Consider the following 14,036-nt stretch of genomic DNA (forward strand, 5'->3'; position numbering starts at 1 on the left):
GCTTATAGCTCCTGCTTCCAGTTCTGGGTGCGCAGCACGTCGGCAAAGACGCCAGCGGCAGTCACTTCGGTACCGGCGCCATAGCCACGCAGCACCAGCGGGATCGGCTGGTAGTAGGTGGAGAAGAAGGCGAGCGCGTTCTCCCCATCTTTGACCTTGAACAGCGGCTCGTCGCCACCGACCGCCTTGATGGCCACCTTGCACTTGCCACCCTCGATGGAACCCACATAGCGCAGCACCTTGCCTTCACGCTGGGCGGCGGCGAACTGGTCGCGGAACCAGCCGTCAGCTTCGGGCAGACGGGCCATAAAGGCTTCCACATCGCCACTCACATCAAAGCCGGGCGGCAGCGCCTGCTCGACTTCGACATCGGAGAGCTCCAGCGCCATGCCAGCCTCACGAGCCAGAATGAGCAGCTTGCGCGCCACATCCATGCCGTTGAGATCGTCGCGAGGATCCGGCTCGGTAAAGCCGTTGCCACGGGCGATTTGGGTTGCCTCGGAGAAGGCCATCCCCTCATCCAGCTTGCCGAAGATAAAGGAGAGGGAACCGGACAGAATGCCGTCGAAGGCACGCAGCTTGTCACCGGCCTTGATAAGGTTTTGCAGGTTCTCGATAACCGGCAGACCGGCGCCCACGTTGGTCTCGTACAGGAACTTGCGACGAGTCTGGCGGGCGGTGCGGCGCAGCGCCTTGTAGTAATCGAGCGAGCCGGTGTTGGCCTTCTTGTTCGGAGTGACCACATGGAAGCCAGCAGCGAGGAAGTCGGCGTACTGGACGGCCACCGCCTCGGAGGAGGTGCAGTCGACGATCACCGGGTTGATGATATGGCTATCTTCCACCAGCTTTTTCACTCCTTCCAACGAGAAGCTGTCGCGGGCTTCCACCAGCTGTTCACGCCAGTTGGCGAGGTTCAGGCCATCCTTATTGACCGCCATCTGACGGCTGTTGGCGATGCCGACTACTCGCAGGCCAGTGCCCTGCTCGGCCAGAACCGGTTGCTGGCGGGCAATTTGATCCACCAGCGCGGCACCGACGCCGCCGACCCCAACCACAAACAGATCGATAAACTGCTGGCTGCCAAAGAAGTTCTGGTGGCACGCCTTGATGGCTTCCGCCACCTTGCGATCCCGCACCACCGCCGAGATGGAGCGCTCGCTGGAGCCCTGTGCAATGGCGACGATGTTGATGGAAGCTTGCGCCAGCGAGGTGAAGAAGCGGGCTGCCATCCCCTTGCTGGTGCGCATGCCGTCACCGATGAGGGAGATGATCGCCAGATCGCTGATGATATCCAGCGGCTCCAGCAGCTGGTTTTTGAATTCCAGCTCGAACTCGCGCTCCAGCACCTTGCGAGTCTTATCCTGGTCGTAGCTGTGGATACAGAAGCTGACGCTGTACTCGGAAGATGACTGGGTGATCAGCACGATACTGACCCCGGCGCGGGAGACGGCGGAGAAGATGCGACCGGCCATGCCGACCATCCCCTTCATGCCGGGACCGGAGACGTTGAACATGCACATGCCGGAGAGATCCGAGATGGCCTTCACTTTCAGGTCATCGTCGCCGCTCTCCGGGCCAATCAGGGTGCCCGGCCCTTGCGGGTTGAAGCTGTTCTTGATGAGGCAGGGAATGTGGAACTGGGCCACCGGCGCGATGGTTTTAGGGTGCAGCACCTTGGCGCCGAAGTAGGAGAGCTCCATCGCCTCCTTGTAGGAGAGGGTTTTCAGCAGGTAGGCATCCGGCACCAGACGGGGGTCACAGCTGTAGCAGCCCTCGACGTCAGTCCAGATCTCGCAGCACTCGGCATCGACGCAGGCAGCCAGTACGGCGGCGGAGTAGTCGGAGCCGTTGCGGCCCAGCAGCACGGTTTCCCCCTTGTCGCTGCCACCGGTAAAGCCCGGCATCAGGTAGAGGCAATCGCTACGCAGCCCCTTGGCGGCAAAGCGCAGGCGGGAGGCTTCGATATCGACATGGGCTTCCAGATAACCGCCATCGGTCACCAGCAGCTCTTCCGGCACGATCAGCTCCAGATCCAGGCCGCGCACCCGCAGCAGTTCGTGCATAAAGGCGATGGAGAGGTTCTCGCCACGACTCAGAATGCGCGCCTGCACGTTGTCCGGACAGAGGCCCAGCAGACGGATGCCCTGCATCAGACGCTCCACCTGATCCAGCTCGGCGGTGAGACGGGCCAGCAGCGCCTTGTCATCGAGCGCCGGATAGGCCGCCTTCAACCCGGCCAGCAGGCGGGAGAAGATGCCGTTGACTTCAAACAGGGTGGAACTGGCATCCATGCCGCGGCTGGTTTGCTCGACCAGCGCCACCAGATGATTGGTCACCTTGGCAGGTGCAGACAGCACCAGGGCTACCTGAGATTGGCCGTGGGTGTTGACCGCGATATCGGCCACCCGTAAAAAACGCTCTGCATCGGCCAGTGAAGACCCGCCAAATTTCAACACTCTCATCGCTTTCTCTCCCTGTAAATCCATGAAATTCAATCTAAAAACCAACCCAACAAAAAGGCCCGTACTGGGTGGGTACGGGCCTTTTCTGATTTCTGTGCTTGTTCGTCAGCGCATCAACCGGCCCCAGTGCCACCTGTGGTGGTACCGGTAATAATGGTGGTGGTGATGACGTTGGTGAATAACTGCATGACGAACACTCGTTGACGAAGCTGGCTTTTAGCAATACCGCGGCTGGCCTTGGGCTGTCAACTTAAACCTCTTTGCCAAGTTTGCGCGCAAGGTCTTTGCAGAGCAGGTGGAGCATGTTCAAATCCCGCTGCGGCAGCATGGGTACCCGGTCCATCACCCATTGATGCAGTTTTTCATCCTGCGAAACTCCGAGTTCACCCAGCAATTCTGCTGTTTTGCTTTTCAGCACCCGAACCTGCCCAGCGTTATCAAAATTTTCTGCTACCGCAGCGGCACCGTCGGCGTTCAGCTCATCCATCAGCTGACTCATCTCGTAGGCGTAGAGCATGATCGCCTGCCCCAGATTGAGGGACGGGTAGCTCACCTTGAGGGGCAGATAGCTGATGAGGTCGACCTCGGCCAGCTGCTCGTTGGAGAGGCCAGACTCTTCGCAGCCAAAAACGATGGCCACCTTGTTGAGGGAAGGCTTGGCGCGGATCTGCTCGCGGATCTCCCCCGGCGTGAGGTAGTGCTGGTAGCGACCACGCTGGCGGGCGGTGGTGGCGATCACCAGATCCATGTCGGCCAGCGCCTCGGGCAGGGTATCGAACGCTTCGGCCTGAGTCAGGATCTCCTGGGCGCCGTGGGCCACCCAGCTCGCCTCCTCCTCTTCGTGTACCCGGCTCGCCACCAGTCGCATGGCATCGAATCCCATGGTTTTCATGGCGCGGGCAGCCGCCCCCACATTTGCAGGTCGGGCAGGTGCCACCAGGACAAAATAGAGCTTCATCGGGTTTCCTCACAGGCCGGATGGCCTCTCAAACAGACAGCAAACAGTCGCTAAACCATCACCAAAACAGGGGCGCAATCTACCGTTTATCCCCGAAAATTGCCACTTGAACAGACGTTTGAATGTTGCGATAGTGGCCTGACGTGTGAACAAATTACACCCAATCCTTCGCGCTATCGGCCCGACAGATCACAAGGAAGAGAGAGATGCAGCAGCCATTGGAACAGGCCGTCGCCGAGACTATCTTGCAACGCTTCGAGTCGTTTTACAGCCGGTTTCTCGAGATAACCCAGGGCAGCAAGAGCCGCTTCGAGAACAGTGACTGGCTGGGGGTACAGCTCGCCGGGCGCGAGCGAATTCGCCTCTATGACCACCATGTGGGGGCTACCGCCAGCTCCATCCGCCAGATGATGGGGGAGCACCACGCCACCCAGGAGCTGCTCAAGCGGGTCAAAAGCGCCTTCAGCGATCTGCTGCCCAAGTGCGAGAACTTCGAGGTGGCGGAGTCCTTCTTCAACTCCGTCTATCGCCGGATCTTTCGCCATCGCAATATCCGCGACGAAAACCTCTATATCCACCCCTTCGTCAGCCGCGGTGACAAACCCGATCTCAGCGCATTGCTGCGCATCTATCGCACCGATCTGGCCCACCTGCCGCAGACCCTGAGTCAGCTGCTGGGGGATTACAGCTTCACCCTCCCCTATGAGGACAAGCAGCGGGATATTGTCGACATCCACCGCCATCTTGCCGAGAACGGCCCGCACATCCTTCATGATGAGCCGTTTGCCATCGAGCTGCTCAAAGAGGTGTTCTACCGCAACAAGGGGGCCTATCTGGTGGGGCTTATTCGGGTCAAGGATCAGGTGTTCCCCTTTATCCTGCCCCTGCTCAGCACCGGCCACAGCATCTATGTGGATACCGTCATCTTCGAGCCGGATCTCGCCTCCATCGTGTTTGGCTTCGCCCGCGCCTACTTTATGGTCTATGCCCGCGAACCGGCGCTGTTTGTCGCCTTCCTGCGTCAAATCATGCCCCACAAGCCCGATTACGAGATCTACAACGCCATCGGCTGCCAGAAGCACGGCAAGACCGAGCTCTATCGCCACTACCGCCACCATCTGGCACAGAGTCGGGATCAGTTCATCATCGCCCCCGGCATCAAGGGGATGGTGATGAGCGTGTTTACCCTCCCCTCCTACGATGTGGTGTTCAAGGTGATAAAAGACGAGTTCACTCCCCCGAAGGATGTGAGCCACGAGCAGGTAAAGGCGAAATACCGGCTGGTTAAACAGCACGATAGGGTTGGCCGGATGGCCGATACCCAGGAGTTCACCAACTTCGAGTTTCCGCTGGATCGCATCTCGCCGGAACTGCTTGCCGAACTCAAGACAGTGGCGCCGTCGGCGCTCACCATCAGCGACGACAAACTGGTGATCAAGCACCTCTACACCGAGCGCAAGATGATCCCCCTCAACCTCTATCTGGACAAGGCGGACGAGCAGCAGACGCGGCTCGCGCTGGAGGAGTACGGCAACGCCATCAAGCAGCTGGCGGCGGCCAACATCTTCCCGGGGGACATGCTGTTCAAGAACTTTGGCGTCACCCGTCATGGCCGGGTGGTCTTCTACGACTACGACGAGATCTGCTACATGACGGAGTGCAACTTCCGCCAGATCCCGCCGCCCCGCTACCCCGAGGATGAGTGGAGCGCCGAGCCCTGGTACTCGGTGGCCCCCAACGACATCTTCCCCGAGGAGTTCGCCACCTTCCTGCTGCAAAAGCCACAGGTGCGCGAGATCATGTTGCAGCTGCACAAGGAGATGTTCGACGCCAACTACTGGAAGATGCTGCAGAGCAACATCAAGGTGGGGGTGTTCGAGGATGTCTATCCCTACCGGCGCAAGAAGCGCTTCAAATACCAGCGCGGCGGCTGAGTCCACAGAATCCGCGCACATCGCAGCAACGAAAACGGGGTGGCCCAAGCCACCCCGTTTTGCTGACCGCTTTGCGCCTTAACTGCCGCGACGGCGGATCACCCCCTCCTGCATGGTGCTCGCCACCAGCATGCCATCACGGGTAAAGAACTGGCCGCGCACCAGACCGCGACCGCCGCTGGCGCTCGGGCTGTCTACCACGTAGAGCAGCCAGTCGTCGAAGCGGAAATCCCGGTGGAACCACATGGAGTGATCGATGGTGGCCACCTGCATATCCGGCTCCCAGTACGACACCCCGTGCGGCTGCAGCGAGGTGAGCAGGAAGTTGAAGTCGGAGGCGTAGGCCAGCAGGTATTTGTGCACCCGCAGATCGTCCGGCATCTGGCCGTTGGCCTTGAACCAGACGTGACGCACCGGATCCTGCACCGTCGGGCGAATAGGGTCGACCAGGGTCACCGGACGCATCTCGATGGGCTGCTCGCAGAGGATCTTGTCGCGCAGGGAGGCCGGGATCAGGTTCTCGTAGGGGCGCACCAGCTCCAGCTCACTCTTGAGCTCCTCCGGCGGGGTGATGCCGGTGGGCATCTGCGCCTGATACTCGAAACCATCGGCCGGCACCTGAAACGAGGCGTTGAGATAGAAGATGGGCTTGCCGCCCTGAATCGCCTTGACCCGGCGGGTGGAGACGGTCTGACCATCACGGATATTCTCCACGTCATAGACGATGGGACGGGTCACATCCCCCGGACGCAGGAAGTAGGAGTGAAAACTGTGAACCTGACGGCCGGTCTCGACCGTCTGCTTGGCGGCTGACAAGGCCTGCCCCATTACCTGTCCGCCAAACACGGCCCGAAGACCGAGATCCTGGCTCTGGCCCCGAAACAGGCCCTCCTCGATTTTTTCCAGCGCCAGCAACGCCAGCAGCTCATCAAGTACCTTGCTCATTGTTCACTCCTATATCAGAGCCGCACAGGCTAACAAGAGCTGATCCGGGGCGCAATCTTTTGGCTGGCAATCAAGGATTTCCGGATAGAAGAAAGGAGGCTCGATAGCCTCCTGTCTTCTATTCAACCAGACACGATAATGGTCAGTTATTTGAGAAAAATGCCTTGGTTATACCCATTTCCAATCCCCTCACTTCAGCCAGCCCTTTAAGACGACCAATACATGAGTATCCTGGATTTGTTTTCTTCTTCAGGTCATCAATCATCTGATGACCATGATCTGGCCGCATGGGGATAAGTCTATTATCACCATCTTTCAGTCGCCGTTGCTCTTCACGTACAATTTCCAATACCACATTATACATGTCGACATCACCATCAAGGTGAGCCGCTTCGTGGAATGTCTTCGGATTATCTTCCCGCTTGGTTGAACGCAAATGGGTGAAGTAAATACGATTCCCGTAACGTTTTATCATATCAACCAGGTCATTATCCCCACGCACACCATAAGAGCCGGTACACATGGTAATACCATTGGCCTGACTGGGAATTCGGTTAACCAGCCATGCGATATCCTCAATGGTAGAGACGATACGCGGCAACCCCAGGATCGGGCGGGGAGGATCATCCGGATGGACAGCTAAACGGACGCCTGACTCTTCACAAACAGGGATTATTTCATCGAGAAAATAGGCCATGTGCTCCCGCAAACGCTCTTTGTCGATATCCTTGTATTTATCCAGCTGAGCCTGGAATGCTTCCAGAGTATAACCCTCTTCAGCACCAGGTAAGCCGGCAATGATATTCCGGGTCAGTGTCTCTATTTGCTCCGGGCTCATTTCATTAAAGTAGCTGAATGCCTGTTGCTGCTCTTCCGGTGAGTATTCGTGCAAGGCACCCGGGCGCTTGAGGATGTAGAGCTCAAAGGCGGCAAACGCAATATGGTCAAAACGCAGGGCTCGGGAACCGTCCGGCATCTCGTATTCCAGATCGGTTCGGGTCCAGTCCAGTACGGGCATGAAGTTATAGCAAATCGTGTCGATGCCACATGCAGCCAGATTACGGATCGACTCTTTATAGTTCTCTATCCATTGCTGATACTGGCCAGAATGTGTCTTGATCTCTTCATGTACAGGTACACTTTCAACTACCGACCAGGTTAAACCTTTTTCTTCAATTAATGCTTTGCGAGCGAGTATCTCGTCTTTATTCCAGATATGACCATTTGGTATATGATGCAGGGCAGTCACAATACCAGTTGCCCCCGCCTGTTTGATATCATTCAAGGTTACCGGGTCATTAGGCCCATACCAGCGCCATGTTTGTTCCATTACTACCTCTTAGTTTAAATTCGTTCGCTAACTTGAAAATCTGACTGGATAAGAGCCAAACAAAAATCCGTCAAACTCGGGAGCATCAACATCTGACAACTCCATCAATCGCTGTTTGACATTCTCTAAATGGGTCCACATCGCCAGTTTGGCTGCCGCAGGATCTTTTTTTTGCATTGCAGACAAGATTGCAACATGGTCATTCAACCACTCTTTGCGATATTCAGTAGTGGCAATCCGGTCATGCAAATGCTGCCACATCGGGTTATTTTCTCGACTAACCCAAGACTGGCGCCACAATGCCACCAGCATGTTGTTATGAGTCGCTTCGGCTATTGCCAGGTGAAAATTCATATCACCCTCTTCACCCTCACCACTCTCGACATCACGACGTTCGGCCTCCAGGGCTGCGCGCATTTTTTGTATATCTGACGGAGTCACCTGAATGGCGGCAAACTCTGCGATATTGCTCTCCAGCAATTGCCGGGCTTGCAGCAGTTCAAAAGGTCCCATCACGGTGTCATTCGGGCTGAAATTTGGCTCGGAGGGGATCGCAATGACATAAATACCGGACCCCTTCTTCACTTCTACAAAACCTTCAATCTCGAGCATGATGAGAGCCTCTCTCACCACAGAGCGCCCCACTCCCACCTGTTCAGCAATGTCGCGCTCAGGAGGAAGACGGGAGCCCAAGGCGTACTTGCCTGAAGCCAACTCTTCCTTGATAAACTCACCAACTTCACGATATTGACGCTTTACTTCAACACTCATGGCTTGCTCTCAAATTGGTAGCGTAGTTTTCCAAAATGGTAAGCAACCAACAACAATTGGTCAACCAAAGTAATCATGATATCCACTATCAACACCTTGGAGACCCTCTGACATGCTTATGAGAGCGTTGTTGCAGCCTTCTCCATGTGAAGATGAGTCAACCTCTGGGCTGCCGGCTCTTTTAGCAATACCCACAGCACAACGGCACCCACCAAGTCAAAGACACTGAGGCTAATGAAGAAAGGCCCATAACCAATAATTGCCACCAAGGCCCCCATCACCAGAGTGAACGATAGCTGGCCAATCCAGGCTGCCGAACCCGCAAGGCCAACGACTGTCGCCACTTCATTCTTCTTGAAAAGGTCTGCCGACATGGTAATAACCACGGTTGACAACGTCTGGTGAGCAAATCCACCGATACTCATCAAGGCAATCGCCACGTAGGGATCCTTAATAATACTGACAAAGCCAATTGCCAACATAAGTATCGCCCCAATGGTGAAAGTAGCTCGCCGTGCATTCAGTGTTGTCATATTAAGTTTTTCCATGAAAAACTTTGCAATAAATCCACCCGCAATACATCCAAAATCAGCAGCAAGAAATGGTAACCAAGCAAACATGGCAATTTCTTTAAGAGGAAGATGCATTACCGAAGTCAAGTATAGAGGCATCCAAAAACTGAGCGTTCCCCAAGCTGGATCTGCTAGAAACCTTGCTATTGCCAAGCCCCAAAAATTACGCTGTTTGATAATTTCTTTTATTTCAGGCTTACCCTCATTAGCTGTGAGATGTTTCTCTTGCCCCTCTTCTATATATGTCAGCTCGTTCTGGGAAATCCATTTATGTTTTCTGGGGGAGCGATATACAAGAAACCAGGTGATCGCAAAGAGGATCCCCACACCTCCGGTGATTATGAATGCCATTTCAGTGCCTAACCCACTGCTTTCAAAGGTTAGCATTGCCCAGACTACCAACGGAGGAGCAAGCATGGCTCCGACTGAGGTGCCAGCGTTAAACAATCCACCGGCAATGCCACGCTCCTTGGCTGGAAACCATTCGGCACTGGCTTTCATCCCTGCTGGAATAGCCGCAGCCTCCGTCAACCCCATGCCGCCACGCAATACCGCCAAACTAATCCAGCCGCCAGCAAATGCATGCGCCATATTAAATAGAGACCAAGCGACTGCAAAAATAAAAAAGCCTACTTTCAAACCAATCATATCGATTATATAACCAGCAATCGGCTGTGCAATTGTGTAACATATCTGAAATGCACTTACGATCCATGAATATTCTTTTTCTGTAAAATTCAGCTCACTCATTACTTGAGGTGCGGCAACACTCAATGAGCTGCGGGATAAATAGTTGACTATTGTGCCAAGACAAACCAAAGCGATGATATACCACCTCAAGTTTTTAACTTTGATGCTCATAATGAATCCTTCAACCACCAATTTAAATGAGTCAGGCCACATCAAGGCATATTGACTACTGCGATGTGCGGCCATCATCTTGAGGTGACAGCCATAGATCAACCAACTTAACTCATTTGGTTGATCTCGATCTCAAAAAAAGATCTATTTGGTCAACCAAAATAGACTTATGGCTGACCTGGAGATAGCATGCAGAGGCTGATATCCCAGTTACCCACACAAGTCATGTCACGACACACAACGGTTGGCTGACGCCTGTGGCGCCAACCTGCGACTCTGGTGATGTGCAAAAATTTATAAATCGAGGCAAGAAAAGATGAAGAACAAGCTGAGTGAATTGATGTTGAGCCCCTATCCGCGAGCAGCACTGCGAAACCGGATAGTTCATATCGGCTTCGGCGCGTTTCATCGAGCCCACCAAGCCTTGATTACCCATGAGACGCTCGCAGCTGGCGGAGGTGACTGGGGGATCTGCGAGGTCAACCTGTTCGGTGGAGAGGAGCTGATCCGTTCGCTCAGAGCACAAGACCACCTCTACACCGTGCTGGAGAAGGGGGCCAAGAGCGTACACCCCAAAGTGATTGGTTCTGTGGTGGAGTCACTGCATCCCACCTTTGATGGCATGTCCGCCATCCTAGAGAAGATGGCAGAACCGCAAGTCGCCATTGTATCCATGACGATCACTGAAAAAGGCTATTGTGCAGACCCTGCCACCGGGCAGTTCAACCCGCAGAATCCGTTGATCCAGCACGACTTGCTGCACCCTGATGCCCCCACTTCCGCCATCGGCTGCATCGTTGCCGCCCTGCGCCTGCGCAAAGAGCGTTGCCTCCCTCCCTTTACTGTCATGTCTTGCGACAACGTGCAGGAAAATGGTCATGTTGCACGTCAGTCCATTCTGGGATTTGCCGAACTGCTCGATGGAGAGCTGGCATCCTGGATCCGTGAGCAGGTCACCTTTCCTTGCACCATGGTCGACCGCATCGTACCTGCAGCCACCCCGGAGACGCTGGCCGAGATTGAGCAGGCCATTGGTGTGGCTGACCCCTGTGGTATTGCCTGCGAGCCATTCCGGCAATGGGTGATTGAAGATAATTTCGTCAATGGCCGACCGGACTGGGATCTGGCCGGTGCCGAATTTGTCAGCAATGTCGTGCCCTTTGAAGAGATGAAATTGCGCATGCTGAACGGCAGCCACTCATTTCTCGCCTATCTCGGCTACCTCGGCAGCTATGCCCATATCGCAGACACCATGACCAATCCGGCCTACCGCCAGGCAGCACTTGATCTGATGCTCAATGAACAGGCGCCAACCCTGAACATGCCTGTTGGAACTGATCTCGAGGGCTATGCCCAACAACTGATCGCCCGTTTCACCAACCCCTCGCTCAAACACCAGACCTGGCAAATCGCCATGGATGGCAGTCAAAAGCTGCCACAACGCATGGTCGACTCCGTCCTCTTCCATCTGAAGAACGGCAGTGATTACCGGCATCTGGCATTGGGCATCGCCGGATGGATGCGTTATGTCAGCGGTGAGGGAAAAAACGGTGAGGTGATCGATGTCAGGGATCCCCTGCTACCCCGCTTCCAGGCGATCTATGCAGAGCACGGCCTCAGTTGCAACGTGGTCAAACCGTTGCTGGCCATTGAGGCCATCTTTGGCCCGGAACTGCCGCAACAGGGTGCTTTTGTCGATGCGGTCACTCGGGCCTATCAAGGACTGCTTGACCACGGTGCCCGTCACTGCGTCGCTGCGCTCTAATCACCATATCTGGCAATGACAGAGCCAAGGGAGAAATGAATATGAAGTCTTTCCTGTGTAAGGATTTTCTTTTGAACAGCGATGCGGCACGTCATCTCTACCATGACTATGCCGCTGATATGCCTATCTATGACTACCACTGCCATCTCAATCCACGGGAGATCGCCGAAGATCGCCGATTCGATGATCTGGGCCAGATCTGGCTGGAGGGGGACCATTACAAATGGCGAGCCATGCGCAGCGCCGGTATCCCGGAGGCACTGATCACCGGAAAAAACAGCAGCAGTCGTGACAAGTTCAATGCGTGGGCACAGACAGTCCCGCAAACGCTGGGTAACCCTCTCTATCACTGGACCCATCTCGAACTGCGCCGCCCCTTCGGTCTGGAGGGTATCACCCTGGCGCCAAACACCGCCGACAAGGTATGGGATCACTGCAACGAACTGCTCGCCACCCCGGCATTTTCTGCCCGCGGGTTGATGCAGCAGATGAATGTCCGCATGGTCGGTACCACAGATGATCCGGTTGATTCACTTATCTATCATCGCCAGATTGCCGAGGAGCCCGGTTTTGCTATCGAGGTGCTCCCCAGCTGGCGCCCCGACAAGGTATTCAAGATCGAGCAAGCCGGTTTTGCTGACTACATTGGGGCATTGGGTGCCGCCGCCGATGTCGACATTACTACCTTTGCCGACTTGCTGACCGCGCTGGAACGGCGCCTTGAACACTTCGCCCGACATGGTTGCCGGGCAGCGGATCACGGTATCGAAATAGTGCGTTATGCACCAGTTCCCTCCGATGCGACCCTGACTCAACTGCTCCAGCGCCGACTGGCCGGAGAGGTGCTGGACGAATCGCAGATTGCAGCCTTCTCCACTGCCGTTCAGGTATGGCTCGGCCGTCAATACGCCAAGCGAGGCTGGGTGATGCAGTTGCATCTGGGCGCTCAACGCAATAACAACAGCCGCATGTTCACTCTGCTTGGCGCAGACTGTGGCTTTGATTCTATCGGAGACAAGCCGTTTGCCTGGGAGCTTGCTCATCTGCTGGATGAGATGGATCAAACCGATGAGCTGCCCAAGACCATCCTCTATTGCCTTAACCCTCGTGATAACGAGGTGCTGGCAACCATGGCGGGCAACTTCCAGGGGGGAGGCATTGCAGGCAAGATCCAGTTCGGCTCAGGCTGGTGGTTCAACGATCAGAAAGATGGCATGCAGCGCCAGCTGGAGCAGCTCTCTCAACTCGGTCTGCTCAGCCAGTTTGTCGGCATGTTGACCGACTCCCGCAGCTTCCTCTCCTACACTCGCCACGAATATTTCCGCCGCATTTTGTGCGACATGGTGGGGCGCTGGATTGAGCAGGGCGAAATCCCCAATGACCTGCAGCTGTCCGGGAAAATGATCCAGGATATCTGCTATCACAATGCAGCCCGCTACTTTCAACTGCCAGGAGCCCGGGGATGAAACGGATTGCCCTGCTCGGGGAGTGCATGATTGAGCTCAATGGCACGCCTTTTGGCGACATGCAGCAATCATTCGGGGGCGATACCCTCAATACCGCCATCTATCTCGCGCGAGCCTCCCAACCCACCGATATTCAGGTGAGTTATCTGACCGCCATGGGCCAGGATCCTCTCAGCCAGCAAATCATCGCGCGCTGGCAACAGGCCGGGATCGACACCAGCGCGGTGCTCATCGACCAACAGCGCCATCCCGGCCTCTATCTTATCCAGCTTGATGAGCACGGCGAGCGCACCTTCCTCTACTGGCGCAACGATTCGGCTGCCCGTTACCTGATGCAGCATCCGCAGTTGCCACGGCTCAAGCAGGCCGTCAGCGACGTGGATGCGCTCTATCTCAGCGGTATTTCGCTGGCGATCCTGCCCGCGGCAGATCGGCAGGCGCTGCTGCTGTGGCTGGCTGAACTGCACCGGGCGGACGTGGCGATCATCTTTGACAGCAACTATCGCCCCGCCCTGTGGCAGAGTCCGGCCGACGCCCGGGCCTGTTACCAGCAACTGCTGGCCATCACTACGCTGGCTCTGGTCACCGACGACGATGAGCAGGCCCTGTGGGGGGACGAGGATGTGACCCGGACCCTGCAGCGCCTCACGGCGGCCGGGGTGCAGCAGGCGGTGGTCAAACAGGGGGCGGCTGGCTGCTGTTACCAGGCCCTGCAAACCGGGGAACCTGCCATCACTATCCCTACCCAAGCGGTCAGCAAGGTGGTGGATACCACCTCGGCCGGTGACTCCTTCAATGCCGGTTTTCTGGCTGGATACCTGCAAGGACGGGCGATCGACGAGTGCGCCCGCATGGGCCACCGACTGGCGGGGATCGTCATTCAGCACAAGGGGGCAATTATTCCGGAAAGTGCCACCCGCAGTGTCACCGACAGCTTCATCAAACCGGCATCACACTAAACGAGGTCAACCG

Annotated in this window: 10 protein-coding genes; 4 read left to right on the plus strand and 6 right to left on the minus strand. The window is 56.0% G+C overall.

Annotated elements, in window-relative coordinates:
- Window positions 1-2: 2 nt before the first annotated feature.
- Window positions 3-2,462: a bifunctional aspartate kinase/homoserine dehydrogenase I gene (gene thrA / locus G5154_RS04875; RefSeq protein ID WP_421250433.1), complete on the minus strand. Its 2,460-nt coding sequence runs from the start codon at window positions 2,460-2,462 to the stop codon at window positions 3-5.
- Between the two features lie 250 nt (window positions 2,463-2,712).
- Window positions 2,713-3,420 (minus strand): tRNA/rRNA methyltransferase, encoded by a 708-nt coding sequence (locus G5154_RS04880; protein ID WP_421211903.1) that lies wholly within the window; start codon window positions 3,418-3,420, stop codon window positions 2,713-2,715.
- A gap of 206 nt (window positions 3,421-3,626) precedes the next feature.
- On the opposite strand from G5154_RS04880, the gene aceK reads away from it, so the two are divergent.
- Window positions 3,627-5,354, plus strand: coding sequence for a bifunctional isocitrate dehydrogenase kinase/phosphatase (gene aceK / locus G5154_RS04885; protein WP_421250434.1), 1,728 nt, complete (start codon window positions 3,627-3,629; stop codon window positions 5,352-5,354).
- Between the two features lie 78 nt (window positions 5,355-5,432).
- Here aceK and tesB read toward each other — a convergent pair whose 3' ends face one another.
- From tesB to G5154_RS04905, 4 genes are all read right to left on the minus strand, one after another.
- A complete protein-coding gene (tesB, locus tag G5154_RS04890) occupies window positions 5,433-6,299 on the minus strand; it encodes an acyl-CoA thioesterase II (RefSeq protein ID WP_421250435.1) in 867 nt (288 codons plus the stop codon).
- Between the two features lie 142 nt (window positions 6,300-6,441).
- Complete coding sequence (uxuA, locus tag G5154_RS04895) at window positions 6,442-7,629, minus strand: mannonate dehydratase (protein WP_421250436.1); 1,188 nt, start codon at window positions 7,627-7,629, stop codon at window positions 6,442-6,444.
- A 27-nt stretch (window positions 7,630-7,656) separates the two neighbouring features.
- Window positions 7,657-8,400: an FCD domain-containing protein gene (locus tag G5154_RS04900; protein ID WP_005347333.1), complete on the minus strand. Its 744-nt coding sequence runs from the start codon at window positions 8,398-8,400 to the stop codon at window positions 7,657-7,659.
- Window positions 8,401-8,516: 116 nt separating this feature from the next.
- The gene (locus G5154_RS04905; protein ID WP_005347334.1) at window positions 8,517-9,833 is read right to left on the minus strand and encodes an MFS transporter; all 1,317 of its coding nucleotides are present in this window, start codon (window positions 9,831-9,833) and stop codon (window positions 8,517-8,519) included.
- A gap of 316 nt (window positions 9,834-10,149) precedes the next feature.
- On the opposite strand from G5154_RS04905, the gene G5154_RS04910 reads away from it, so the two are divergent.
- Genes G5154_RS04910 through G5154_RS04920 form a run of 3 tightly spaced genes read left to right on the plus strand, consistent with a single transcriptional unit; the run spans window position 10,150 to window position 14,023 of the window.
- The gene (locus G5154_RS04910) at window positions 10,150-11,598 is read left to right on the plus strand and encodes a fructuronate reductase (protein ID WP_421250437.1); all 1,449 of its coding nucleotides are present in this window, start codon (window positions 10,150-10,152) and stop codon (window positions 11,596-11,598) included.
- 41 nt (window positions 11,599-11,639) lie between these two features.
- Window positions 11,640-13,064, plus strand: coding sequence for a glucuronate isomerase (gene uxaC / locus G5154_RS04915; RefSeq protein WP_421250438.1), 1,425 nt, complete (start codon window positions 11,640-11,642; stop codon window positions 13,062-13,064).
- On the plus strand, window positions 13,061-14,023 hold the full coding sequence (locus tag G5154_RS04920) for a sugar kinase (RefSeq protein WP_421250439.1): 963 nt from the start codon (window positions 13,061-13,063) through the stop codon (window positions 14,021-14,023). The genes uxaC and G5154_RS04920 overlap by 4 nt, the downstream gene beginning before the upstream one ends.
- Window positions 14,024-14,036 lie beyond the last annotated feature (13 nt).

It is taken from the genome of Aeromonas sp. 600527, assembly GCF_049175415.1.
Taxonomy (GTDB): domain Bacteria; phylum Pseudomonadota; class Gammaproteobacteria; order Enterobacterales; family Aeromonadaceae; genus Aeromonas; species Aeromonas veronii_A.